This is a genomic window from Mesorhizobium sp. M0437 (assembly GCF_040321335.1).
Classification (GTDB): Bacteria; Pseudomonadota; Alphaproteobacteria; order Rhizobiales; family Rhizobiaceae; genus Mesorhizobium.
This window is the reverse complement of sequence record NZ_JAMYRK010000006.1, coordinates 126688-149704: the sequence shown is the minus strand read 5'-3', so window position 1 is coordinate 149704 and position 23017 is coordinate 126688. Positions and strand designations below refer to the sequence as shown.

At 64.2% G+C, this 23017-nt stretch carries 25 protein-coding genes; 6 read left to right on the top strand and 19 right to left on the bottom strand.

All coding sequences use genetic code 11. The features are described 5' to 3' along the window. Positions 1 to 2 precede the first annotated feature (2 nt). The 4 genes from ptsP to NKI72_RS06385 all read right to left on the bottom strand — a co-directional run bounded on the left by ptsP (position 3) and on the right by NKI72_RS06385 (position 6796). Positions 3 to 2273 (bottom strand): phosphoenolpyruvate--protein phosphotransferase, encoded by a 2271-nt coding sequence (gene ptsP, locus NKI72_RS06400; protein ID WP_352453081.1) that lies wholly within the window; start codon positions 2271 to 2273, stop codon positions 3 to 5. A gap of 182 nt (positions 2274 to 2455) precedes the next feature. Then, the gene (locus tag NKI72_RS06395) at positions 2456 to 3709 is read right to left on the bottom strand and encodes an aspartate kinase (RefSeq protein ID WP_352471486.1); all 1254 of its coding nucleotides are present in this window, start codon (positions 3707 to 3709) and stop codon (positions 2456 to 2458) included. A 163-nt stretch (positions 3710 to 3872) separates the two neighbouring features. Further along, on the bottom strand, positions 3873 to 6104 hold the full coding sequence (locus NKI72_RS06390; protein ID WP_352471316.1) for a sensor domain-containing diguanylate cyclase: 2232 nt from the start codon (positions 6102 to 6104) through the stop codon (positions 3873 to 3875). Positions 6105 to 6226: 122 nt separating this feature from the next. After that, a complete protein-coding gene (locus NKI72_RS06385; RefSeq protein WP_352542483.1) occupies positions 6227 to 6796 on the bottom strand; it encodes a putative glycolipid-binding domain-containing protein in 570 nt (189 codons plus the stop codon). A gap of 214 nt (positions 6797 to 7010) precedes the next feature. On the opposite strand from NKI72_RS06385, the gene ubiG reads away from it, so the two are divergent. Then, positions 7011 to 7760, top strand: coding sequence for a bifunctional 2-polyprenyl-6-hydroxyphenol methylase/3-demethylubiquinol 3-O-methyltransferase UbiG (ubiG, locus tag NKI72_RS06380; RefSeq protein WP_254816707.1), 750 nt, complete (start codon positions 7011 to 7013; stop codon positions 7758 to 7760). A gap of 19 nt (positions 7761 to 7779) precedes the next feature. Here the strand turns inward: ubiG and NKI72_RS06375 are convergent, their stop codons facing one another. Then, positions 7780 to 8670: a DMT family transporter gene (locus tag NKI72_RS06375; RefSeq protein WP_352849988.1), complete on the bottom strand. Its 891-nt coding sequence runs from the start codon at positions 8668 to 8670 to the stop codon at positions 7780 to 7782. Positions 8671 to 8771: 101 nt separating this feature from the next. On the opposite strand from NKI72_RS06375, the gene NKI72_RS06370 reads away from it, so the two are divergent. Continuing rightward, positions 8772 to 9257 (top strand): MarR family winged helix-turn-helix transcriptional regulator, encoded by a 486-nt coding sequence (locus tag NKI72_RS06370; protein WP_352633862.1) that lies wholly within the window; start codon positions 8772 to 8774, stop codon positions 9255 to 9257. Between the two features lie 40 nt (positions 9258 to 9297). Here the strand turns inward: NKI72_RS06370 and NKI72_RS06365 are convergent, their stop codons facing one another. Both NKI72_RS06365 and NKI72_RS06360 read right to left on the bottom strand, forming a co-directional pair. Further along, positions 9298 to 9951, bottom strand: a complete 654-nt coding sequence (locus NKI72_RS06365) for a Vgb family protein (RefSeq protein ID WP_352849987.1) — start codon at positions 9949 to 9951, stop codon at positions 9298 to 9300. Between the two features lie 9 nt (positions 9952 to 9960). Beyond that, entirely contained in the window at positions 9961 to 11181 is a 1221-nt protein-coding gene (locus NKI72_RS06360) for a winged helix-turn-helix domain-containing protein (protein ID WP_352831719.1), read from the bottom strand. A 152-nt stretch (positions 11182 to 11333) separates the two neighbouring features. On the opposite strand from NKI72_RS06360, the gene NKI72_RS06355 reads away from it, so the two are divergent. Further along, complete coding sequence (locus NKI72_RS06355; protein ID WP_352831717.1) at positions 11334 to 12134, top strand: SDR family NAD(P)-dependent oxidoreductase; 801 nt, start codon at positions 11334 to 11336, stop codon at positions 12132 to 12134. Between the two features lie 73 nt (positions 12135 to 12207). Here the strand turns inward: NKI72_RS06355 and NKI72_RS06350 are convergent, their stop codons facing one another. From NKI72_RS06350 to NKI72_RS06330, 5 genes are read right to left on the bottom strand one after another with little or no spacing between them, the layout of a single operon-like run. Next, a complete protein-coding gene (locus NKI72_RS06350; RefSeq protein WP_352849986.1) occupies positions 12208 to 12903 on the bottom strand; it encodes a hypothetical protein in 696 nt (231 codons plus the stop codon). A gap of 8 nt (positions 12904 to 12911) precedes the next feature. Further along, the gene (locus NKI72_RS06345) at positions 12912 to 13337 is read right to left on the bottom strand and encodes a DUF1178 family protein (protein WP_352743859.1); all 426 of its coding nucleotides are present in this window, start codon (positions 13335 to 13337) and stop codon (positions 12912 to 12914) included. Next, positions 13334 to 14200, bottom strand: a complete 867-nt coding sequence (locus NKI72_RS06340) for a carbon-nitrogen hydrolase family protein (protein WP_352831715.1) — start codon at positions 14198 to 14200, stop codon at positions 13334 to 13336. Before NKI72_RS06340 ends, NKI72_RS06345 begins: the two co-directional genes overlap by 4 nt. 10 nt (positions 14201 to 14210) lie before the next feature. After that, a complete protein-coding gene (gene grxC / locus NKI72_RS06335; protein ID WP_352577153.1) occupies positions 14211 to 14480 on the bottom strand; it encodes a glutaredoxin 3 in 270 nt (89 codons plus the stop codon). 37 nt (positions 14481 to 14517) lie between these two features. Then, positions 14518 to 15318, bottom strand: a complete 801-nt coding sequence (locus NKI72_RS06330; protein ID WP_352831713.1) for a ComF family protein — start codon at positions 15316 to 15318, stop codon at positions 14518 to 14520. 54 nt (positions 15319 to 15372) lie between these two features. Between NKI72_RS06330 and NKI72_RS06325 the strand changes: the two genes are divergently transcribed. Then, complete coding sequence (locus tag NKI72_RS06325; RefSeq protein ID WP_352577157.1) at positions 15373 to 16245, top strand: methyltransferase domain-containing protein; 873 nt, start codon at positions 15373 to 15375, stop codon at positions 16243 to 16245. Positions 16246 to 16295: 50 nt separating this feature from the next. Here NKI72_RS06325 and NKI72_RS06320 read toward each other — a convergent pair whose 3' ends face one another. The 5 genes from NKI72_RS06320 to argJ form a co-directional block, all read right to left on the bottom strand. Beyond that, a complete protein-coding gene (locus NKI72_RS06320; protein WP_023677981.1) occupies positions 16296 to 16475 on the bottom strand; it encodes a Flp family type IVb pilin in 180 nt (59 codons plus the stop codon). 126 nt (positions 16476 to 16601) lie between these two features. After that, the gene (locus NKI72_RS06315; RefSeq protein WP_023677980.1) at positions 16602 to 16907 is read right to left on the bottom strand and encodes a hypothetical protein; all 306 of its coding nucleotides are present in this window, start codon (positions 16905 to 16907) and stop codon (positions 16602 to 16604) included. A gap of 127 nt (positions 16908 to 17034) precedes the next feature. Beyond that, complete coding sequence (locus NKI72_RS06310; protein WP_023677979.1) at positions 17035 to 17457, bottom strand: (deoxy)nucleoside triphosphate pyrophosphohydrolase; 423 nt, start codon at positions 17455 to 17457, stop codon at positions 17035 to 17037. Beyond that, positions 17454 to 18233 carry a GNAT family N-acetyltransferase gene (locus NKI72_RS06305; protein WP_352471332.1) on the bottom strand — a complete coding sequence of 260 codons (780 nt, stop codon included), beginning with the start codon at positions 18231 to 18233 and terminating at the stop codon, positions 17454 to 17456. Before NKI72_RS06305 ends, NKI72_RS06310 begins: the two co-directional genes overlap by 4 nt. After that, complete coding sequence (gene argJ, locus NKI72_RS06300) at positions 18233 to 19474, bottom strand: bifunctional glutamate N-acetyltransferase/amino-acid acetyltransferase ArgJ (RefSeq protein WP_352831709.1); 1242 nt, start codon at positions 19472 to 19474, stop codon at positions 18233 to 18235. The genes NKI72_RS06305 and argJ overlap by 1 nt, the downstream gene beginning before the upstream one ends. A gap of 179 nt (positions 19475 to 19653) precedes the next feature. On the opposite strand from argJ, the gene NKI72_RS06295 reads away from it, so the two are divergent. Next, entirely contained in the window at positions 19654 to 20880 is a 1227-nt protein-coding gene (locus NKI72_RS06295) for a caspase family protein (protein ID WP_352831707.1), read from the top strand. 3 nt (positions 20881 to 20883) lie between these two features. Here NKI72_RS06295 and NKI72_RS06290 read toward each other — a convergent pair whose 3' ends face one another. Next, complete coding sequence (locus NKI72_RS06290; protein ID WP_352471336.1) at positions 20884 to 21120, bottom strand: putative antibiotic biosynthesis monooxygenase; 237 nt, start codon at positions 21118 to 21120, stop codon at positions 20884 to 20886. 109 nt (positions 21121 to 21229) lie between these two features. Here NKI72_RS06290 and NKI72_RS06285 point away from each other — a divergent pair, with 109 nt between their 5' ends. After that, positions 21230 to 21886, top strand: coding sequence for a TetR/AcrR family transcriptional regulator (locus tag NKI72_RS06285; protein ID WP_352821662.1), 657 nt, complete (start codon positions 21230 to 21232; stop codon positions 21884 to 21886). Positions 21887 to 21935: 49 nt separating this feature from the next. Here NKI72_RS06285 and NKI72_RS06280 read toward each other — a convergent pair whose 3' ends face one another. Then, positions 21936 to 22853: a peptidylprolyl isomerase gene (locus NKI72_RS06280; RefSeq protein ID WP_352456658.1), complete on the bottom strand. Its 918-nt coding sequence runs from the start codon at positions 22851 to 22853 to the stop codon at positions 21936 to 21938. Positions 22854 to 23017: the final 164 nt, after the last annotated feature.

Sequence of the window (23017 nt, the reverse complement as noted above, 5' to 3'; positions counted from 1 at the left end):
GTCTATAGCGGTATAGAGCGGTCGTCGGCAAAGGCTTGCAGCAGCGCCCGCATCGGCAGGCCATGCGCCGGCGCCATCAGATTGTCGTCGAAGAACGCTTCCAACTCGCTGAGCGGCAGTTCCGTCAGCATCGCCTTGACCGGGCCGATCGATGCCGGCGACATCGAGATCGAGCGGTAGCCAAGGCCGATCAGCGCCATCGCCGAGATCGGCTTGCCGGCAAGTTCGCCGCACAAGGTCACCGGCGTCTGGTTGCGAGCCCCGGCATCGGCAATTTGCTTCAAAACACGCAGGAACGGCGTCGACAGCGGGTCGAAGCGGTCGGACAATTGGGTGTTGCCGCGGTCCACCGCCATGACGAACTGGAACAGGTCGTTCGAGCCGACCGAGACGAAATCGACCGCCTTCATCAGTTCGTCGAGCTGGAACAGCAGCGACGGCACCTCCAGCATCGCCCCCACCTTGAGGCTGGTCGGCAAATGATGGGCAAAGCGCGACAGATGCCGGACCTCGCGGTCGATGATCTCGCGCGCCTGCGCGATCTCGCCGAGTTCCGTCACCATTGGCAGCATCAGTTTCAGTTCGCGTCCGCCGCACGCCTTGAGCAGCGCGCGGATCTGGGTGCGCAGCAATCCTGGCCGGTCGAGCGTCAGGCGGATGGCCCGCCAGCCGAGAGCCGGATTTTCCTCCTGGATCGAGCCCTTGAAATAGGGCAGCACCTTGTCGCCGCCAATATCGATGGTGCGGAACGTCACCGGCTTGTCGCGCGCCGCCTCGAGCACGTCACGGTACAAGCGCTCCTGGGCTTCCGCGCGCGGAAAGGTCGAGGCGACCATGAATTGCAGCTCGGTGCGGAACAGGCCGATGCCGGCCGCGCCCGCTTCGGCCAGTTGCGGCAGGTCGACCGCCAGCCCGGCATTCATCAGAAGGTCGACCTGGACACCGTCCTTGGTCACCGACGGCTTCTTGCGCAGCTCGCGGTAGACCTCCTGCCGGCGCGCCCGGAAACGCACTTTCTCGGCATAGGCCGCCTCGAGGTCGGGCTGCGGGCGCAGATGGATCGCGCCTTCCTCGCCGTCGACGATGATGGCATCGCCGTTTTCCGCCATGGAAACGGCGCCCTTCATCTGGCCGGCGACCGGTATGCCCATGGCCCGCGCCACGATGACGACATGGCTGGTCGCGGCGCCGTCCTCCAGCACCAGCCCGCGCAGCTTGTCCCTGGGATAATCGAGCAGCTCCGCAGCACCCATCGAGCGGGCGACGATGATGGCGTCCTTGGGCAGCGAGGCCGCGACGTCCTCCGGTCCGCGCCCCATCAGCTGCCGCAGCAGCCGATTGGCGAGATCGTCGAAATCGCTCATCCGTTCGCGCAGATACGGATCGGTCATGTGCAGCATGCGGGCACGCATGTCGCTCTGCACCTTTTCGACCGCCGCTTCGGCCGTCAGGCCGTTGCGGATCGCCTCCTCGAGCCGGCGCACCCAGCCGCGGTCGTTGGCGAACATGCGATAGGCTTCGAGCACCTGGCGATGCTCGCCCTCGAAGGCGACGTCGCGGCGCTCCAGCATGTCGTCGATGGAGAGCCTGAGCGAGCCGAGCGACGCGTCGAGCCGCCTGACCTCTTCCTCGCTGTCCTCGTTGAAAAGATTGGTGACGACGATGCGCGGCTCGTGCAGCACCACATGGCCGAGACCGACGCCTTCGTTGAAGGACAGGCCGGTAAAGCTTACCGGGCGGCGCAGATCGAGCTCGAGGCCGGGCCTTGTCAGCCGCTCCAGATCGCCGGTGGCGATCATCTCGGCGATCACCATCGCCGTTGTTTCCAGCGCCTCGACCTCGTCGTCGCGATAATGGCGCATGGTCTTGTTCTGCACGACCAGGACGCCGAGTGTCCGCCCTGCCCGCAGCACCGGCACGCCGAGGAAGGAATTATAGATTTCTTCCCCTGTCTCCGGCAGGTAGGCGAAGGCAGGATGCTCCTGCGCGTTGGAGAGGTTGAGCGGCCGCGCCGAGGCCGCGATCGTGCCGACCAGGCCTTGGCCCAGCCTGAGCTGCGCCAGGTGGACGGCGTTCGGGTTCAGGCCTTCGGTGGCGTAGAGTTCGAGCACCGAATCGGCGCGCAGCACATAGAGCGAGCAGACCTCGGCAACCATGTTGGAGGCGATATCGCGCACGATTCGGTCAAGCCGCTCCTGCGGCTCCAGCGGCTCTTGCATGAGCTCGCGGAGCCGTTTCAGCAAAACGCGCGGGCCACTGGCCGAATCACGCATCGCGGCTTCTTCCTCCAATAGCATTTCAACCGGTGCAGGTTGCCCTGCACAGCGGCACAAACGCAACAACTCAATTAGAGCGCTGTCGTCCAATTGGACGCATAAAGACCGCTCCAAGATTTTCGATCCGCTGCATCCTGCCTTCCGAAAATCGATTCCGATTTTCGGGCCGATGCAGTCTGCTACTGCTTATCCAGACCGTACACGGAATGCAAAGTGCGAACTGCTAGTTCCGTATAGGGACCGTCGATCAGGATCGAAATCTTGATTTCGGACGTCGTGATGGCGCGGATGTTGATCGCGCGGTCGGCCAGCGCCTTGAAGGCGGTAGCGGCGACGCCGGCATGGCTGCGCATGCCGATGCCGATTACCGAGACCTTCGACATGCCGGCTTCCGACTGCACCACGTCGTAGCCGATCGTCGCCTTCAGCCGCTCGAGCACGGCGAGCGCCTTGTCGACGTCGCCGGATGGCACGGTGAAGGTCATGTCGGTGAACTTGCCGTCCTCGGAAATGTTCTGGACGATCATGTCGACGTTGATATTGGCCTCGGCCAGCGGCCCGAAAATGCCGGCGGCGACGCCCGGCCGGTCGCCGACGCGGCGCAGCGAAATCTGCGCCTCGTCCTTGGCATAGGCAATTCCGGTGACGACCTGCTGTTCCACGATCTCTTCCTCGTCGCAAATAAGCGTTCCCGGCGGATTGAGCAAATCCCCCATTCCGGGTGCATCGGGATCGTCGAAGGACGACCGCACGAAAGTACGCACCCTGTGCACCATGGCAAGCTCGACCGAGCGTACCTGCAGGACCTTGGCCCCCAGCGAGGCCATTTCGAGCATTTCCTCGAACGAAATCTTGGCCAGCCGCCGCGCTTTCGGCTCGATGCGCGGATCGGTCGTATAGACCCCGTCGACGTCGGTGTAGATGTCGCAGCGGTCGGCCTTGACCGCTGCCGCGATGGCGACAGCGCTGGTATCGGAACCGCCGCGGCCGAGCGTTGCGATCCGGTTGTCCGGCCCGATGCCTTGGAAACCGGCGACCACCGCCACCTGGCCTTCGCCGAAGCGCTTGATCAGGAATCCGCCGTCGATATCGAGAATGCGCGCCGCGCCATGCGCGTTGTCGGTCTTGATCGGGATCTGCCAGCCTTGCCAGGAGCGGGCATGCACGCCGATATTCTGCAGGGCGATCGCCAGCAAGCCGGCGGTGACCTGCTCGCCGGACGCGACCACGGCGTCATATTCGCGCGCATCGTGCATCGGCGAGGCCTCGCGCGTCCATTGCACGAGCTCGTTGGTCTTGCCGGACATCGCCGAGACCACGACGGCGACCTCATGGCCGGCGTCGACCTCGCGTTTGACATGACGCGCCACATTGCGGATGCGGGCGATGTCGGCGACGGAGGTTCCGCCGAATTTCATCACGATGCGCGCCATAGAAGCGAAATGCCTTTGACTGGATGCCGGACCGGAGGCCGAAAAGCGGAAAAATGCGCCAAGCTGTGGCCGGGCGCTCAATGCGCGGCCTCCTTAGCCAAATGATAGCGGTTTCGCAAGGCGGTGAGGATTCCGTCGCCTTGCCCCGTCCATCAACCAGATTTCAAGCCACGCTCTTGGTGAGTTTTGGCTTTTGCTGCTCGACACGGGCGAGACCCGCTCCGGCGATGACGCGGTCACGGCCCTCAGCCTTTGCCTGATACAAAGCGCGATCCGCGGCATTGACGATCTCCGCCCATGAGGCGCCGAGCTCCGGGAAGGCGGCGACCCCGAACGACGCGGTGATGGTGCCGAGCGTGCGGCCGCGATGCGTGACATGCAGCTGCTTGATCGCCTTTCGCAGAGCTTCGGCGCGATCGGCGCCATCGGCCAGTGACGTTCCCGGCATCATCAAGGCAAATTCCTCGCCGCCGTAGCGCGAAACCACGTCGCTTTCCCTGACATGGTCGACCAGCGTGGCGGCCACCTGCTTGAGGACGAGATCCCCAGCTTCATGGCCGAACGTATCGTTGAACTGCTTGAAATGATCGACGTCGAGCATGATCAACGTCAGCGGCTGCTCGGCACGTTCCAGGCGCCTGAGCTCGCGGCTGCTGGTCTCCTCAAGGTAGCGGCGATTGTAGAGCCCGGTGTTGGGATCCCGGATCGACTGCTGCCGCAACGTCTCGCGCAGGCGCAGATTGGCAAGCGCCAACGCCAGCGTATCGACGACGCCACGCAGTATCTGCTGCCGTTCGGCAAGCCACTCCGGCTTGTCAACGGCATTCGGCTCGCACAGATGCAGGATGCCAAGTGTCTCTCCCTGCGCTGCTAGAGGCATACAGACATAACCGCGGCCGCCATTTTCGGTGATGTGGTTGCAGCGCGGCGTCAGCATGCCTGGACCGGCGACGTGCTCCTGGCCGCGCCGCAGCGCCCAACAATCTTCCGGTCCGAACTGGCCGACGCTCGACCGGATGGTGCCCCAATGCGCCATCTCCTCCACCAGGTTGCGCGACGCACTGGTCAGATGAACGGTTCCGCTCAATCCGCCGAAGAAATCAGGCATGGCGGAGCCGACGACGGAAAATGCCTCGTGAAAAGTGACGCAGGCCTGAAGCAGTTCGCCGAGCTTGACCAGGCGGGTCGTGGCCTCCGATGTCTCTTTCAGTTCACGATTGAGCCTCGCCAGTTCTTCGGCACGATCGTGCACCGCCCGCTCGGCACTGCGCAGGTCGCTGATGTCGCTGAGCGTCAGCACGATGCCGCCATCGGCGCGGTTGAGCGGATTGCAGCTGACGACCACGGGCAAGGAGGTCCCATCCGGCTTTGCCAGCCTCACCTCATTCTGGTGGCGGCGGCCGGTGGTCATGGCCAGTTCGACCGGAGATGTTCCCGACGCGGGCTTGTCTCCCGACGGCCCCCTGATATCCAGGGCCGACTGCCAGTCCTGCCCCACGACCTTGTCGCTGCGCCGCCCGATGATCTCGGCTGCCGCCGGATTGACGGACACGACCTGACCCTTGCCGTCGATGACGGCGATGCCTTCGGCAACGGTCTGGACGATGTCTTCGATGTAGGCCTTCTGATCGACAAGTTGAGCGCGCGAGGCTTCGATTTCGGAGGCCATAGTGTCGAACCCTTGCGCCAACTGTCCGAACTCGTCATCGGAGGTGCGGCCGATACGGGCCCCGGCGTCGCCGCGCGCCAGCGATTCGATGCCGCGGTTGAGACCAGCAAGGCCTTTACTGAAGCCTCGCAACAACAGGAAGGCGGAGGCCGCCGCGATCAGCACGGCTGCCGCGGTACACAGGCCCACAAGCCACAGCATATCGTTCGTGCGCTGCTGCGCGGCACGCAGCAGCGGCGTATACTCGAACAGGACGGCGCCGACGATCTTGCCGGGTGCATCCTCGATCGGCACCGCAACCAGGTCAATCGGATCGGCCACGTCGGCACTGGCCTCGACGAAGTTGCGCGGCACGCCGTCGTCAATCGTCCGGGCGATTTCATTGCCGGGATCGTAGTCGAACGTCGTGCCGATATTTTGCTCTTCTCCCGGAACGTCGGCGAAAATAACCTTGTTTTTGTCTACGATGACGAGATCGCGTTTCGAGCGGCCGTGCTGCAAAGTCACGAATTCGCGGAGCCCATCGGGTCTCTCGAATAATGAACGCGGCGCGTCCGACGCCCTGAAGGCAATAGTTTCGGCCAGCTGCCGTGCGACGCTTGTCGCCTCGGCCAGCGCCACGGATTTGGTCAGCGATATCTGCGAGACGATCGCAACGCCGCCGACCAGGCCGATCAAGGCCACGGCGCTGAACAATGTCGCGACTATCTGGGTTCTTATGCGCACCGGGCTGCCCCTACTCGGACAGCAATCTAAATGCCAAACACTGACCCAACGTTAAGAAACCGCCAATATCGTAAATTTGCCGTTAAGCCACACCGGCCAGCTGCACTCCCAACGCGGGCGGTTCAGCCCGTCCGCACGATGGCCTGCCACAGGCGCGGATAGTCGAGGACGAAACCGAGCGGCGAGACCTCCAGTGTCTCGTGGTAGCCGAACATCGGGGCGGCATAGGCGTAATGTGCAGCATCGACGCGCTGATAGGTTTGCTCGAGGCGAACGAGCCTGAGTTCGGGAAATGTCAGATAGGCTGCCGGCGCGGGCGTCGCCATACCGACATCGAGGGCAAAGCGGCGAAGCGCCAAAAGGTTTGTGGCGGGCGTGAAGCCGAGATCGACATCGATGAGACCGTCGACTTCCGCTTGATGCTCGCCGTTCAGCGTCCATTGGCGCTCGGTCAGCCGGTCGATCCTGTAATGCAGCTGTTGCGTGCCGAAAAAGCCGTCGGCGCGCGCCGATCGTGTATGCCAATCGGCGTCGCAGTCCGCCTCGTAGGCGATGCTGCACGGCTCGCCGTCCTGGACGAAAAGCGCGTGTCCCCTGAGGTTCCACCCGGAACTCGCTTCCGACAGAAGGCAAGCGTCGTGGCCTTCCTGGTCAAGCCGGCGCCAAAGAATGGAAGCAACCGCTCGCATCATTGCGCACTCCTCCGAACCCGATGTCTCTGCTTCGTCCGCCAAAGCCTAGGCGTTTCCTTCCGGCACACCATCAACTGACACGTGCTGACACAAATGCAGCCGGCAAAAGGCGGCGCCGGAAGGCATCGCGCGCATCGCACCGCCGGCGGTGAATTTCGCGCCTTGACATTCGCAGCCTCGCGCCCGACTTCCTAGCGTCCGAGGAGACCACGCCATGCCTGAGCCCCGACGATCGACGATCGATGCCGGAGAGGTGGAACGCTTTTCCGCCCTTGCCGCCGAATGGTGGAACCCGAACGGCAAGTTCCGCCCGTTGCACAAGTTCAACCCGATCCGGCTTGCCTATATCCGCGACCAGGTGGCGGCCCGCTTCGGCCGCGATCCGCGTGCGGCACGGCCGTTCGAAGGCCTGCGCTTCCTTGACATCGGCTGCGGCGGCGGGCTCTTGTGCGAGCCGATGGCGCGGCTTGGCGCCGAAGTGGTCGGCGCCGATGCCTCCGCCACCAACATCGAAGTGGCCAAGCTGCATGCGGCGGAAGTCGGCGTGAGCGTGGATTATCGCGCCACGACCGCGGAAGACCTTGCCGATGCCGGCGAAAAATTCGACGTCATCCTCAACATGGAAGTGGTCGAGCATGTCGCCGATGTCGATCTGTTCCTGGCCAAATGCGGCGAGATGGTAAAGCCCGGCGGCATCATGTTCGTCGCCACCATCAACCGCACGCTGAAGGCCCTGGGGCTGGCCATCATCGGCGCCGAATATGTGCTGCGTTGGCTGCCACGCGGCACCCACCAGTTCGGCAAGCTGGTGCGCCCCGAGGAACTGGAAAAGGCGCTTGCCGGCGCCGGCCTGACCGTCATCGACCGCACCGGCGTCACCTACAACCCGCTCGCCGACCGCTGGCAGCGCTCGAAGGACATGGACGTCAACTACATGGTGCTGGCGGAGAAGGCATCCGTCTGAAGCTTACGCCTTCTGGCCTCTATGGCCTCTGGCTTTGCGCCTTGGTGGTGATGAACACGCCGGCGGTGATGATGACGGCACCGGCCCAGGTCAGCAGTTGATAGCGCTCGCCGAGGAAGAGGGTCCCGGCAAACAGCCCGACCGCCGCCGCGACATAGCCGATCTGGCTGAGATAGACCGGGCCGCCGACCGCTTGCAGGCGGAAGAAGAAGGCGAACATCGCCGAGGCTGCTGCCACCTGTGCCGCGGCCCCCAGCGGCCCGCCGCCGAGCGAGCCGAATGCATTGCCGCCAAGCAGGACCAGAATGCCGGCAAACAGCATCAAGGCTGCTGCCAGGTGGCTGCCGACGGCGAGCTCGATCGGGCCGGTGCCTTCGGGCCAGTCGACGGTACGGTAAATGTTGCCGGCGGCGAGGCTGACCGGGATGAGCAGGCCCATCGCAACCCAGAAAAATTCGGCCGGCTGGCCCGCTTCGCCGCGCGTCACCGCCACCATGACTGCGCCGACGAAACCGACGACTATGCCGACGATGCCCAGCATGGTCGGGCGCCTGACGCCGAGCAGCATCGAGAACACCAGCGTGACGACCGGCGACAGCGTGAACATGATGCCGCTGTAGCCGGCGCCCAGATGCGGAATGGCTGAAAACATCAGCAGATTGGGGATTGCATATGAGACGGCCGCGGTGACGAAGAAATAGCGCAGCCTGTGCGGCGTAAGCCGCATGCGCTTCCCGTTGAGCAGCAATGCGCACAAAAGCACGCCGCCGGCACCAAGCGAGATGACGAAGGCCCAGACCATGGCGGCCACGCCGGCCGCCGTCGCGATCTTGCCGAACGGCAGCGTCAGGCCGAGCAGTCCACCGGTGACAACCAGAAGGCCAAGCGCCGAGTCCCAGAGAAATTTCATCGCACCGTCCCGTCGCCCGTTCGCGGCACTTGGCCAATATCGCAAGCTGAGGTAAGATAAGGTAAAGATTCTTCACGTCAAGATACATAACGGTGAGAGACATGGATCGCGCAGCAAAAGCGATCGGGCAATGGAAAAAGGAACGGCCGGATCTCGATGTCTCGCCGATGGCCGTGCTCGGACGGTTGAACGAGGCCGCCTCGCTGATCGCACGAGAGCGGCTGGCGCCGCTGTTTGCAAGTTACGGGCTGCAATCCGGAGAATTCGATGTGCTGGCGACGCTGCGTCGTTCCGGGCCGCCATACGCGCTGACGCCGACGGCTCTCTACGAGGCGACGATGGTAACGTCGGGCGCGATGACCAACCGCCTCGATCGGCTCGAGAAATCCGGCCTGATCAAGCGCGGGCCGCACCCCGACGATCGCCGCGGCATTGTCGTGCAGCTGACTAAAAAGGGTCTGGCGTTGATTGACGAGGCGGTTACCGCTCACGTCGCCAACGAGCACCAGATACTTTCCGGCCTGATACGCCCGGAGCAGATCATGCTGGCTCGCCTGCTCGAAAAACTGATAGCGAGCCTAGGCTAACCCAGGGCGGCCAAGAGGGCCGGCCGAGAGGGTGGAAAGCTTAAATCCTGGTCGCCGAGCCTCGTTTGGGCCGGCGAACAGCTCTGATCTTGCCGCTGTTTCCGCCGCCACAGAAAAACTGGTCGCCGCCATCGGATTCGAGCCCCGACACGCCTGTTCCCGGCGGCATATCGAGCTTCTCAAGGACCTTTCCCGTTTCAGGATCGATCCGTCTGACATCGCTCTCCTCACCCTCCCAGGTGCCATGCCACAGCTCGCCGTCGACCCAGCTGACGCCGGTGACGACGCGGTTGGAAACGATGGTGCGAAGGATTGCCCCTGTCTCGGGATCGACCTGATGAATCTTTCGGCCCCGATGCTGGCCGACCCAGAGTGTTCCTTCGGCCCAGGCGAGCCCGGAATCACCGCCATTGCCGGGCGCCGGGATCGTCGCCAGGACCTGGCCATTCTTCGGATCGATCTTCTGGATGCGATCCTCGGCGATCTGATAGAGGTGCTGGCCGTCGAAGGCCGTTCCGGCGTGTGCCGCGACGTCGATCGAGCGCACCACTTTGCCGCTCGCCGGATCGAAGGCGTTCAATCTGTCGCCTGAGGCAAACCAGACATGCTCACCGTCGAAGGTAACGCCGCCCACGTGGTCGACACCCGGAAAGGGTCCATATTCTCGAAGGATTTCGGCTGCGGATCGTTCCATAATTCCATCCTAGTAGCCCGGCAGTGGGCCGGGGAGTAACAAGATTGTCGGGAAACCCGTCAGCGGCGGGGTCATCCAGCGACGCGCCCGTCCGCGGCCGAACGACTGCACCTTGCCGGCCTGGGCGAGCTGCTCGAGCGCTCGCTGCACGGTACGCGAACTGGCTCCAAGCGCAATCGCCAGGGCCGAACTCGACCAAGACTCGCCGTCCGCGAGGAAGGCGAGCACGGCGGCATGCTCTTCTTCGACGGGTGGCGCCAGCACGACGACCTCACCTGCGCGGCGCGGGGCCAGCGCAAAGCCCCGCTTCGTCGCGCTCACATCCGCCAAGCTCCGAAGCTCCGCGCGAAGCCGCCCGACTTCGACGCGCAATCGTGCGCGATGTGATTCGTCCGCGTCCTTTCCGCGGAAAGCGCGCGCAATGAGCGTCGCTCTTGCCACGTCCCCCGGCCAGGCTTCGGCCAGCGCGCGGGCCAGCGCGAACAGCACCGGGCGGGTCGCCAGCGAGACGACGGTGTCTGCGACACGCACGACATTGCGGCATGCATCCACCACGAGCGCCCCCGACGCCAGGAGCGCTTCGACTTCATCGAGCAGGAGGGGCCGTTCCCCGCCACGCGCGACACGGCGCGCGGCCGGCGTGTCCAGCACCAGCGATGCGCTCTCCACCTCCGCGATCAGCGCGGGGATGCCCGCCGCGCGCGCCGCCCGCGCCGCCAGCCCGAGCGCGGCGCGCGCAGGACCGGTCCGCAAGCGGCGGATGGCGATGCCGGCGACAGCCAGCTCGTGGGCGGCCCGCGATGCCGGCGGCAGCGGCGAGGGATCGAAGCCGTCCAGCCTGCGCTCGGCTTCGTCGAGATGGCCGATCAGCAGCAGGCGCCGAACGTCGAGGTTGCGCGCATGCGCGGCGTTGACACGGTCGCCATGCTTTTCAAGCGTCGCCCGTGCGGCGTCGAGTGCCTTGGCCGGCCAGGTAAGGTCGCGCGAGACGAGCGCGATCTCGGCCTCGGCGACGATACACCGCGCGCGGGCCACGGCCTCCCTCGGGCTGAATGCGCGCGCCGCCCTCTTGAGAAGAACCTTCGCCCGAACCAGGTCGCCAAGCTGCGCCATCGCGATACCGCGCAACGCCAGTGCCGGCGCATCGTCGCGCAGCGCAACCCGCTTCAAGGCGCCGAGCGGATCGCCCGCCGCAAGCGCATGCGCCGCGGCGGTGATCAGCGAGTCCATCGGAATCCCGTCACACTTGTCACTCCCATGGCTTCGACATCCGGCGCTAAGTCCATCTCACCAACCAGTCGTATCGACAACGGCGACTGTAGCCAACCTGAGTTGCGGCGCGCCAACGCTCGAACACAACGATAAGCATTAGGAGAGACGCAATGAAGATCGAAGGTACAACCATCCTGGTGACTGGAGCCAATCGGGGCATCGGTCGGGCACTGGTCGAGGAAGCCCTGAGCAGAGGCGTAAAGCGCGTCTATGCCGCAACCCGCAAACCGATGGCTCATCCGGACCGGCGTGTGACGCCCCTGACCATGGATGTGACCAACGCTGCGCAGATCCGGGAGGCCGTCGAGAAGATCGATGCTCTCGATATCCTCATCAACAACGCCGGCGTATCGCCCATCGATGACCTCAGCGACCGTCGTGTGCTCGAACAACAGCTCGCCGTAAACCTCTTCGGCTCGTACGACGTTACCCAGGCTCTGCTGCCGTTGCTCGCCCGGTCGCGGGGAGCCATCGTCAACATTCTGTCGCTGGCCTCGATTGCCGCCGTGCCGTTCAGTCCGGCTTACTCCATCTCGAAGGCGGCCTCGTTTTCGCTGTCGCAGTCGTTGCGCACCCTTTTGGCCGGACGGGGTGTCAGCGTCCACAGGGTCCTTCCCGGCCCGGTGGACACGGACATGACACGGGGCCTGGACATCGCGAAAGCCTCTCCGGAGTCTGTCGCACGAGCGATCCTGGACGGCGTGGAGAACGGCGAAGAGGAAATCTTCCCCGATCCCATGTCGGAATCCCTGGCGGAGGGCTGGCGCAGCAGTGCAGTCAAGGCGCTTGAACGCCAGTTTGCAGCCTATGCGGAAGCAACTCCGTCAAGTGAAGCAAGCCCGTCAGGCAGTGGGCATGAAAGAAGCAGCGAAACGGTTGCCCGCGAGCCCCATCCTTGCTGCTCGGCCTGAAATTGCGGACGCTTGTGCAGGGGGCGGCATCGCCGCTCTGGGCGGAAGCGAATCCCACAAGCGAAACGGAGCATCATTTTCGCTTGTCGAAATGCGCTTCAGCTTCTTGTCGCCTGATACGCCTCTGATATCGCCGCCGGGCGAAAAAGACGATCAAGTCTGCCAGCCAACCTGGAGCATTGAGATGGAGCAAGGCATCACGCGCGCTATCAATTTGCCGACCATTCATCGCTACATTGGAAAAATCCGAGGGTTCCGTTTGTCGAGCTTCGACCCATTGACGAATACTCGCCCCGTCCGGCAGTTTCGCCGCAAAAGCCAGTTCACGTCTCATGCAAACCCACTCCACCCGGTAGCGCAATTCCTCCTCATAGCCAATGCCTCGCTGATGGAGACGCGCATGCGTCGCCTCATGCACTATCGCGCTGGCGATCTGGTCGCTCAGCGGGTGCTCGCCTAGAACAAATCGCCGATCGAGCTCGCAAGTCGAAGTCGATTTCACAAATTGCGCAGCGGCACCTGGATTGATTGTAATCCAGATCCGTTTGAGATCGCGGACCAGACGGCTGTATCGAACAGGGTCAAATTTCTGAATCAACCGCAGCGCGGCGGCAACCTTATCTGCATCTTTCCCGCCGCTCTCGCCATTATAGAAAACTGGCAACCCATCGATCGTCCTCTTGTCGATCGACTTTATAGCCAACCAGCTGAAAACACGGATCACTACCTCTGAACCACGCCGCTTTTCAGTCTTCTCCGGATGGGGCAAGACTTTCCTCAGTTGCGGTCGTCGGGGAAGCTTGGAATAGGCATGAACTCGACACCGTCTTCGGCGAGGCTCTTGGCCTCGTCCAGCGTCGCCTCGCCATAGATACCGCGCGGATCGCTTTCGCCGAAATGGATCTTGCGCGCTTCCTCGGCGAATTTGTCGCCGACATAGTCGGCATTCTCGCGCACCTTGTCGGCCATGGCCTTGAGCTGCACCAGCGCCTGCTTCTGCGCCTCGCCCATGGCCAGCGCGATGCTTTCGCGCTTGCGCCCGGTGGAGACGGCAGGCGCCATCAGCGCCTTGTCGACCTTGTGCGAGCCGCAGGCCGGGCAGTCGACGAAGCCGCGCTTCTTCTGGGTGTCGAAATCGTCGTTGCTGCGGAACCAGGCCTCGAATTCGTGCTCGTGTTCGCAGATCAGGGAAAAGCGGATCAAGAGGCGGCACCCCTGAGCGGCATTGCCTCCGCCGAACCGGCGTTTACCGCAAAATCGCGTGCGTTCTTGAGATTCGGTATCTTCTTGCGCGCGGCGACTGACTCCGCCGGGTCGATCTCGGCGACGATCACTGCCGGCTCCTCATGCGCCGCCTCGGCGATAATGCGGCCCCAGGGATCGACGATCAGCGAATGGCCATAGGTTTCGCGGCCGTCCTCGTGCACTCCGCCTTGCGCGGCGGCGACCACATAGGCGCCGTTCTCGATGGCGCGCGCCCTCAGCAGCACATGCCAGTGCGCTTCGCCGGTCTGGCGGGTGAAGGCGGCGGGCACCGAAAGCAGATCGGCGCCGGCCAGCGCCTCGGCACGGAACAGTTGCGGAAAGCGCAGATCGTAGCAGACGGCAAAGCCCAGCTTCGCGCCCTCGATTTCGGTGACGACAGCCTCGGTGCCAGGCTCATAGGCGGCGGATTCGCGCCAGCTCTCGCCATTGTCGAGATCGACGTCGAACATGTGGATCTTGTCGTAGGTGGCAATGGTGGCACCGTCCGGCCCGAACAGAAGGGCGCGGTTGGCAAGCTTGCCGTCGGCGCGCAGAATGGCGGTCGAGCCGATATGCAGGAAGATGCCGAGCTCCTTGGCCAGCTTCCGCGAAATCGAGACGATGACGTCCTTGTCTTCGGAGGTGAAGGAAGCGGCCCGCGCCTGGCTGTCGCGGATCAACGCGCCGGTCATTTCCGGGGTCTGGATGTAGCTCGCGCCAAGGCCTGCCGCCTCGCGCACCAGCCGTTCCAGATCGACCGCATTGCGCTCCGGGCTGGTTCCCGAACGCATCTGGATCGCCGCCGCCTTGAAAGCACCCATCGTCATGTCCTTATCTGGTCGAGCCGTTGGCGAGCAATCTGTCCAGCCGTCCTTCCGCCTCCAATTCGTGGAGATCGTCGGAGCCGCCGACATGCGTGTCGCCGATGAATATCTGCGGAAAGGTGGAACGGCCGTGGGCCCGGGAAATCATTTCCCGGCGCAGTTCCGGCGAGAAGGAGGCGTCGTGCTCGGTATAGGCGACACCCTTCCTGTCGAGCAGCCGCTTGGCCGCGGTGCAATAGCCGCACATCATCCGCGTGTAGATCGTCACATCGACCATCGGTCAGCAACCCTGCCTCGTTCCGCTGTCATCTAGGCTATATAGGCGCCGATTCGTCGGCCCGAAAGTCCCCCGGCAGCACACGCGCGAAGGTCAGTACGTCGACCGCGCCGGCACCGCCCTTCTTCAATGCCCTGGCGACCGCGCGGACGGTGGCGCCGGTGGTGTAGACATCGTCGATCAACAGCACCCGGCGGCCGGCGATTTCGATCTCCGCCTCATCAGGCACTTTGAATGCGGCGCGAACATTTTCCTCGCGTTCCCGCCGCTCCAGCCCGACTTGCTGGCGCGTGAGTTTGATGCGCTTGATGGCTGATGGCGCGAAAGGCCGCTCCCCGAGCTGCGCCACCGCCCGCGCCAGTTCCGCCGACTGGTTGAACTGCCGTCGGAAGAAACGCCGCCAGTGCAGCGGCACCGGCACGACCACGTCGGCCTCGGCGATGAGTTCGGCACCGGCGCGAAGCATCCAGCGCGCCATCCACGGCGCCAGATCGGTGCGGTCCTGGTATTTCAGCCCTTGCACCATCTGGCGGGCAACGCCGGAATAGGCAACCGCCGCCCGCGCGCGCTCGAACGGCGGCGGGTCGGCTATCGCCTCCGCCGAAAGGAACCCTTCACCCATATTGTGGGTGAACGGCGTGCCCATCACCGGGCACCATGGCCGTTCCAGCAACCTGAGTTTCGGCCAGCAGGCACCGCACAACACGCCGGGCTGCGAGACATGGCGGCGGCAGCCGGCACAGACCGGCGGGAACAAGAGGCGCGCTGGCCAGCCCAATGCCTTGCGGGCAATGCTCTTGATCGCAATACGCTTGATCTCTGGCATGGGATCGGCCACGTGGTTGGTCCTCCGCATCACTATATCAGAGAGCGAAGCACAAGGACCTGCCCATTGCAGCCTGTAATCGACACCTCGCTCTGGCTGGCGCGCAAGCGCCGGGCACTGGCCCGTCCCATCGCCGGCGCGGATTTCCTCATGCGGCGGGCGGCCGAGGATCTTGCCGACCGGCTCGGCGCCGTCGAACGCAGGTTCGGCAAGGCAGCCTCATTGTTTTGCCAGACGCCGGCAGCAGCAGAGGTGCTCGCCGAAAGCGGCAAGGTGACGGAAAACGTGCGCGTCGAGGCCGACGCCGCTTTCCTGGGTGGCCAGCCAGGACTGTTGGCGCCGTTGGAAACCGTGCCATTCGAGCCGGAAAGCCTCGACCTCGCAGTCTCGCTGCTGTCGCTGCAGGCGATGAACGACATTCCCGGCATGCTGGTGCAGGTCCGCCGGGCGCTGAAGCCGGACGGGCTTTTCCTCGGCGCCTTCGCCGGCACAGGCACACTCTCCGAACTGCGCGAAAGCCTGCTTGCCGCCGAGACCGAGCTCTATGGCGGCGCCAGCCCGCGTGTGATCCCGTTCACCGACGTCCGCGACGCCGGCGCGCTGCTGCAGCGCGCCGGCCTGGCACTGCCAGTTGCCGACGTCGAGACGATCACGGTGCGCTACGATTCGCTATTTGGCCTGGTCGCCGATCTGCGCGCCATGGGCGAGACCAGCGCGCTTGTCGACCGCAGCAGGCGGCCGGGCACGCGAGCGCTGTTCGCGCGCGCCGCCGAAATCTATGCGGAGCGGTTTTCGGATGCCGATGGCCGCGTCAGGGCGAGTTTCTCGGTGGTCTGGATGTCAGGCTGGGCGCCCGATGCCTCTCAGCAAAAGCCGCTGAAGCCGGGCTCCGCAAAAATATCGCTGAAGACAATCCTGGAAAACCCCGGCGGCCCCTGAGCGCATCCTTGCGCAAAAGCTAAGCGTATCCCACGCAAAAGCTAAGCAGGTCACTGTGCAAAAGCGTTGGCAAGCTTGCTGCTGTTGTCGCTGAACAACCACTGGATGGCGCCGGCAGCCTGGCCAATACCAGCGACAATGGCAAGCGACAGCACGGCGACGATCAAACCATATTCGATAGCCGTCGCACCCCTCTCGTCTTCTAAAAATCGTTGCAGCAACATTTTCATGGGCGCCTATCCCTCTTGCCCGAACCTAGCGCCGACCCGTTAAGAAAGGTTAATGCGACAGGCTTAACGCGCGGTGAACCAGCTGCATTCTAGGAAACAGCCGAATCCTAGAGATCTGTTGAGGAGTCAGCAGTCGCCGCTGCTTCTGCCATCGGCCCGTATAACGCAGACCGAACTGGGCAGCGGCTGCAGCACGCTCTTGCGTAGCGTATAGCTGTCGCGCTGGCCGATCGAGCCGGTGCTCATCGTATCCAGCCCGTCGCGGGCAAACTGCGAGCGGGTCCGGCTGTCGAGGTAGGGCGTCGCGATCAAGGCCAGAGCCACCGCGGCCGAGCCGAACAAGAGAGCGATGCGCAATATTCCCATGCCGGCATTGGCGGCGCCAGGAAGGCGGTCGGGCCAAGGCGAGTCCCAGTCCTTTTCAAGGCTCATGCAAATCGCTCCCCAGCGGTGGAATCGGCGAAACCGCCTAGCGTCAATTTTTCACGGTCAGATAAATCTTTCATTAACGCTGCTGCCGGCGCGTTGCGGCGCTGCCCGATTTACGGCAGGTCGGCGGCTACAGCAGATCGATGAGGAACTGGATCAGCGGGGCATCGGCCGGCGGCATTGGAAAATCGCGCATCTGGCGCGGCCGCACCCATTTCAGCACCTGGCCTTCCTTCGGCTGGGCAATGCCGCGGAACCGACGGCAGACGAACAGCGGCATCAGCAGGTGAAAATCATCGTAGGAATGGCTGGCGAAGGTGAGTGGCGCCAGGCAAGGGATGTCGGTTTCGATGCCGATCTCCTCGTACAATTCGCGGATCAGGCATTGTTCCGGCGTCTCACCGGGCTCGACCTTGCCGCCCGGAAACTCCCACAGGCCGGCGAGTTGCTTGCCTTCGGGCCGCTGCGCCAAAAGCACGCGCCCGTCGGCGTCGACCAGCGCGCACGCCGCGACCAGGAGCAGGCGTTTGCCGATCGTATCCAAGCCGCTCATGCGCCGGGTGGCCGGCGATAGCGATAGCGATAGACTTCGTCGAATCCGAGCGAACGGTAGAGCGCCAGCGCCGGCGCGTTGTCCGCCTCGACCTGCAGCCAGGCTTCCCGCGCCCCACGCAGCCGCGCCCATTTCAGCGCCGACCGGATGAGATGGCGGCCATGGCCCTGGTTGCGCACCGACCTGTCGGTGGCGATCTCGAACAGGCCGGCAAGGTCGCCGTCATGCACGCAGATCAACGTTGCCAGCGGTTCGCTGCCGGCCTCCAGCGCAAACAGCCCGGCCTCCGGCTGGATGGCGCCGATGATCTCCGACAGGCCCGGCCGCAGCGACACATCCGAGCCGCTCACCTTGAGCGCCGCGCCGATGAAACGGCTGATGTCCTTCAACGGAATCTGGTCCATGGCGTCGTCGAGCGCGGCGTCCGCCAGCGGCAGCCGCATGACCAGCGACTCCGCGAACGTACTCCAGCCTTCGCTGTCGAGGTACTTCGAAAGATCAGGCCCCGACAGCGGTGAGATGCGAAAGGTCAGCGGCCTGCCATAGGCGTCGAAGCGGCGGCTGGCGCGACCGATGCGCTCGGCAATGTGCTGGATGTCGCCCGGATCGAGCGGATTGACCGAGTTCAGCCGCTTGGCCGGGTGGCCGGCCGTCAGCCGCACCACCCAGGTGCCGTCATAATGGACGGCGGCCGCCGGCCAGGCGCGAAAGCCGGCCGCCTCATAGCGGCGCACGATCGCCAACACGCTTGCCGGATGTCTGGAAGCCAACGCCATCAGCTCCGATAATCGCCGTTTATTGCGACATATTCCTTGGTGAGATCGCAGGTCCACACCGTCGCCTTGCCGCGGCCGATGCCGATATCGGCGCGGATGCGGATCTCGTCGCGCTTCATATACGCCGAAGTCGCCTCCTCGGAATAGGCGGCGTCGCGCTCGCCCTGATAGGCCAGGCGGTTGTCGCCGAACCAGATCGACAGAAGGTCGCGGTCGGCCGGTTCGCCGGCCTTGCCGACAGCCATGACGACGCGGCCCCAATTGGCGTCCTCGCCGGCGACTGCCGTCTTGACCAGCGGCGAATTGGCGATCGACAGCGCGATGCGCTTGGCCGAGCGGGCCGATTTGGCTCCGGTGACGGTGACCTCGACCTGCTTGCGGGCGCCCTCGCCGTCGCGCACCACCTGTAGTGCCAGCGATTTCAGCACCTTGCCGAGGGCACGGCGGAACGCGCCGAGGCGCGCATCCTTGGGGTCGGAAATTGCCGGCGCGCCGCGCCTGGCGGCAGCACCCGTGGCGAACATCAGCAGCGTGTCGCTGGTCGAGGTGTCGCTGTCGACGGTAACCGCGTTGAAGGTCTTGGCCGTGCCGCGCGACAGGAGGTCCTGCAGCACCGGTGCTGCGATCGGCGCATCGGTGGCGATGAAGGAAAGCATCGTCGCCATGTCGGGCGCGATCATCCCGGCGCCCTTGGCGATACCGTTGATGGTGACGTCGGCATCGCCGAGCTTGACCGTCGCGGTCGCCAGTTTGGGATAGGTGTCGGTAGTCATGATCGCCTTGGCGGCTTCGGTCCACAATTCCGGCTTGCCGTCCTTGACGAGACCGGCCAGCAGATGGCTGAACTTGCCGGCGTCGAGCGGTTCGCCGATCACGCCAGTCGAGGCCAGGAACACCTCGCCCGCTGTGCAGTCGGCCGCTTTCGCCGCCACCTCGCCCGTGAGTGCCGTCGAGGCGCGGCCTTTCTGGCCGGTAAAGGCATTGGCATTGCCGGAATTGACGACCAGCACGCGTGCTTTGCCAGCCACGAGGTTCTGCCGGCAGAAATCAACTGGCGCCGACGGGCATTTCGACCTGGTGAACACGCCGGCGACGGTGGTGCCGGCGTCGAACACCATGGCCAGCAAGTCGGTGCGGTTCTTGTATTTTATGCCGGCCTCGGCGGTGGCGATGCGCACGCCCTCGATCACCGGCATCTTGGCATATTTCTTCGGCGCGAGCGGCGAAACCTGTGTGGACATGGAAGACCCCGGGCGGGAAAAATCGCGAAATGAACGCCGGTTTGCCCGATAGCACGCGCCGGCGCAAGGCGTTTCACAGCCATTACGGGTGCCGGAAGCCTGACACCGCCTCATGCAGCAAGCAGGCTGTTGCAAATTTGTTGGCGTCGCTGCGACCGATAGCGCTATGATCCTACCCCATGGGCAGGCTTGTGGTCTTGGCACTGGCGTTTCTGGGCTTTCTGCTGCTGCGCGCCGATGCGCAGACGGCGCGGCGCGTGGCGCTTGTGGTCGGCAACGGCAGCTACGCCGAAGCCGGCACGCTGGCCAATCCCGTCAACGATGCGCTCGACATCGCCGACAAGCTGCGCGCCATCGGTTTCGAGGTGATCGAAGGCAACGATCTCGGCAAGCGCGAGCTCGAACGCAAGATCGGCGAATTCTCCGATGCGCTGCAAGGCGCCGGTGCCGGGCTGTTCTACTATGCCGGCCACGGCCTGCAGGTCGACGGGCGCAACTTCATCGTGCCGGTCGACGCCCGGCTGGACATGCCGGTCAAGCTGCAGCTCGAGGCGGTGCCGATCGACGAGGTTCTCGACATCATGGAGCAGCAGACCAAGGTCAGCCTGGTCTTCCTCGATGCCTGCCGCAACAACCCGTTTGCCCGAAGTCTCAGCCGCAGCACCACGACGCGCTCGGCGACGGCTCTCGCCGGTCTTGCCCAGTTCGAGTCGACACGCGGCTCGTTCATCGCCTTCTCGACGGCGCCCGGCGCCGTCGCAATGGACGGGACGGGGCGCAACTCGCCCTTTGCGGCGGCACTTTTGCGGCATATGGCCGAGCCCGGACAGAGCATCAACGACATGATGATCGCGGTGCGCCGCGACGTCGTTTCCGCAACGCGCGAGGCGCAGCGTCCCTGGGAGCAGGGGTCGCTGCTCGAGCGTTTCGAATTCGTTCCGGGCGCAGACACTGCCCAGCAACCGAAACCGGCTGTCAGCCCGGCTCCCGCGTCGCAGGTGGCTGCGCTCGAACGCTCCGTCGGCGACAAGAGCGCCATCGAGCAGTTTCTGCGCGAGGACTATCTGGCGCCTGATGCCAAGAGAATGCGCGAAACCGTCAAGCGGCTCTACGGTGCGTCGGCCATCATCTACGGCACGCGCTACGACAGCGAGGCGATCGTCAAGGTCAAGACCGACTGGTTCGCGCAATGGGCGTCATGGTCGTTCGGTCTCGAGCCCGGCAGCCTTGAGGTGACGCCGCACGGCAAGGACCGTGCCGATGCGGTTTTCGCCATGCGCTACGACTATGTGCCGAAGGACAAATCGGCGCAGCGCCTGACCGGCAAGGCGCGGGTGACGCTGGAACTCGTGCTGGCCGATGGCGCGTGGCGCGTTGCGTCGGAAACGTCGCAAGCGCTGGAATGAACATCAGCGGACCGCTGGGTTGATGAACCCGCGAAACGCCCGCTGCACGCCCGGAATCAGTCCCCAGATCATGATCGAGACCATCAGCGGCGCGATGACCAGCGTACGCTGCCAGATTTGCCATTCCTGCGTCAGCGGAAAAACCACATACAGAATGGCAGTGATCAGCGGATACACGCCGAGCAGCACAAGCAGGGCGAAGCGCAGGCGCGAAAAGCGGGTCACGGCGGTCGAGTTCATCAAACTCTCCTTATCGTTACGGAACGTTCCGTTACATATAAAACGGATCGTTCCGTTTCGTCAAGAGTTGTATATGATGGCTGCTGAAATCGCGGGTAAGGAAGAAAAGATGGGCGAAATCACCGATCCCGGGCGCAAGTCGGCTGGCGCACGGCGCAGCCCGGAAAGCGCCGATGCCATTCTCGATGCCGCCGAGGCGGTACTGGTCGAAGCTGGCTATTCCGGCTTCTCGATCGAGGCGGTGGCGCGCCGCGCACGCGCCGGAAAACCGACGATCTATCGCTGGTGGCCAAGCAAGGCCGCCCTGCTGCTCGACGTTTATCAACGGCAAAAGCGCGTCGACAATCCCGACACCGGGAACCTTGCGGAGGATCTCGTCGGCTTCCTGAAGAGCTTGTTCGCGCATTGGCGCGACACGTCGTCGGGTAGCGTGTTCAGATCGCTGATTGCCGAGGCGCAGTCGGACGAAAAAGCCGCCGCCGCCCTCGCCGAATACGCAAGAGGGCGTCGTGTCCACACCGGCCAGATGGTCGAACGCGCCAAGGCAAGGGGAGAGGTGGCAGCCGACGTCGATGCCACTGTCGTCGCCGACCTGATTGCCTCGTTCGCCTGGACGCATCTTCTGACGAACCGCCTGGACGAGGACGAAGCAACGCTGCGCAGGGCGGTCGGCTATGTCTTGAAAGGCATAGTCGCTGACGATGCCGGCGACGCCACGGCGGTCCGGCGGCGGCGTCGACGCATCATCGCTCGCCCTACCAAATAGAAGCGACAGGGCGGCAGCGCGCCCTGTCGTAGCTCAATCTAGTCTAGCCCTATTTGGCGCTTTCCAGTGCGTCGACCGTCTTCTTCAGGTTCGCATCGGGGATGTCGACCTTGGCGTTGGCGCGCAGCGACTTGACCAGCGCGAAATACTTGTCGCGGATGACCGCCTGGCGCGCCTGGTCCTTGACCTGGTCGAACGCCGGCGGCTGCTTGGTGCGCTTGTCCTCGACCTTGATGACATGCCAGCCGAACTGCGACTGCACCGGCTGGTCGGTATATTTGCCGACCGCCAGCGCAAACACGGCCTTGTCGAATTCCGGCACCATCTGGCCAGGTCCGAACCAGCCGAGATCGCCGCCGCTGGTCTTGCCGCTCGGATCGCTGGTGTGCTCGTTGGCAAGCTTCTGGAAGTCGGCGCCGCCGTCGAGCTGCTTGATGATGGCGTCTGCCTCTTCCTTCGTCTTCACGAGGATGTGACGGGCGTGCACCTCATTGGTGGGCGGCGTGTTGGCGATTTCCTGGTCGTAGCGGGCGCGGACCTCGGCATCGGTAACCTTGTCGACGACGCCCTTCTCGACCATTTCGCCATGCAGCGCGCGCTGCTGCAGGAAGGCCATGCGGCGCTGGAAGTCGGGATCCTTGTCGAGGCCGGTGGTCACCGCCTGGGCCGCCATCACGCGGATTTCGATCGCCGCCGACAGCGCCGCGGCGCGGCGCTGCTCGGGCGGAAGCTGCGCGAATTGCTGCGACAGCTCGCCCTCGGCAAGCCCAAGGTCTGCCTCGGTCAGCGTCTGGCCGTTGATGGTGGCGACCACGGCGTTCGGATCGACCGGCTTGGCCGCCGGAGCGGGTGCTGCCGGCTGGGCAGGGGCGGCCTCCTGTGCCATCAGCGGCGACAGCGAGAGGGCCGATAGCCCGAATGCCAGACCAAGGCTGGCGAGCGACGCGCGGCGGAACAATACTGACATTACGATTATCTCCAAAGCGGGGTAGCTAGAGCGGAATGGCTTCCAGACCAGCAAGATTGTGGCGGAATTTGGCGCGGTCGACAGGGCGAGCGCGGCGTTGACATCGAATGAGCCCCCTCTTATCTGTCCAACGACTTTGCGTCCAGAACCGTTTTCCGGGCGCT

Excerpts from the sequence above, each read along its gene's own strand:
- NKI72_RS06395 (WP_352471486.1), bottom strand. The coding sequence starts at position 3,709 with ATGGCGCGCATCGTGATGAAATTCGGCGGAACCTCCGTCGCCGACATC.
- ptsP (WP_352453081.1), bottom strand. The coding sequence starts at position 2,273 with ATGCGTGATTCGGCCAGTGGCCCGCGCGTTTTGCTGAAACGGCTCCGC.
- NKI72_RS06340 (WP_352831715.1), bottom strand. The coding sequence starts at position 14,200 with ATGGGTGCTTTCAAGGCGGCGGCGATCCAGATGCGTTCGGGAACCAGC.
- NKI72_RS06365 (WP_352849987.1), bottom strand. The coding sequence starts at position 9,951 with ATGGAACGATCCGCAGCCGAAATCCTTCGAGAATATGGACCCTTTCCG.
- NKI72_RS06360 (WP_352831719.1), bottom strand. The coding sequence starts at position 11,181 with ATGGACTCGCTGATCACCGCCGCGGCGCATGCGCTTGCGGCGGGCGAT.
- NKI72_RS06385 (WP_352542483.1), bottom strand. The coding sequence starts at position 6,796 with ATGATGCGAGCGGTTGCTTCCATTCTTTGGCGCCGGCTTGACCAGGAA.
- NKI72_RS06310 (WP_023677979.1), bottom strand. The coding sequence starts at position 17,457 with ATGAGCGGCTTGGATACGATCGGCAAACGCCTGCTCCTGGTCGCGGCG.
- NKI72_RS06375 (WP_352849988.1), bottom strand. The coding sequence starts at position 8,670 with ATGAAATTTCTCTGGGACTCGGCGCTTGGCCTTCTGGTTGTCACCGGT.
- argJ (WP_352831709.1), bottom strand. The coding sequence starts at position 19,474 with ATGTCCACACAGGTTTCGCCGCTCGCGCCGAAGAAATATGCCAAGATG.
- NKI72_RS06295 (WP_352831707.1), top strand. The coding sequence starts at position 19,654 with ATGGGCAGGCTTGTGGTCTTGGCACTGGCGTTTCTGGGCTTTCTGCTG.
- NKI72_RS06285 (WP_352821662.1), top strand. The coding sequence starts at position 21,230 with ATGGGCGAAATCACCGATCCCGGGCGCAAGTCGGCTGGCGCACGGCGC.
- grxC (WP_352577153.1), bottom strand. The coding sequence starts at position 14,480 with ATGGTCGATGTGACGATCTACACGCGGATGATGTGCGGCTATTGCACC.
- NKI72_RS06320 (WP_023677981.1), bottom strand. The coding sequence starts at position 16,475 with ATGAAAATGTTGCTGCAACGATTTTTAGAAGACGAGAGGGGTGCGACG.
- ubiG (WP_254816707.1), top strand. The coding sequence starts at position 7,011 with ATGCCTGAGCCCCGACGATCGACGATCGATGCCGGAGAGGTGGAACGC.
- NKI72_RS06370 (WP_352633862.1), top strand. The coding sequence starts at position 8,772 with ATGGATCGCGCAGCAAAAGCGATCGGGCAATGGAAAAAGGAACGGCCG.
- NKI72_RS06290 (WP_352471336.1), bottom strand. The coding sequence starts at position 21,120 with ATGAACTCGACCGCCGTGACCCGCTTTTCGCGCCTGCGCTTCGCCCTG.
- NKI72_RS06280 (WP_352456658.1), bottom strand. The coding sequence starts at position 22,853 with ATGTCAGTATTGTTCCGCCGCGCGTCGCTCGCCAGCCTTGGTCTGGCA.
- NKI72_RS06315 (WP_023677980.1), bottom strand. The coding sequence starts at position 16,907 with ATGAGCCTTGAAAAGGACTGGGACTCGCCTTGGCCCGACCGCCTTCCT.
- NKI72_RS06305 (WP_352471332.1), bottom strand. The coding sequence starts at position 18,233 with ATGGCGTTGGCTTCCAGACATCCGGCAAGCGTGTTGGCGATCGTGCGC.
- NKI72_RS06355 (WP_352831717.1), top strand. The coding sequence starts at position 11,334 with ATGAAGATCGAAGGTACAACCATCCTGGTGACTGGAGCCAATCGGGGC.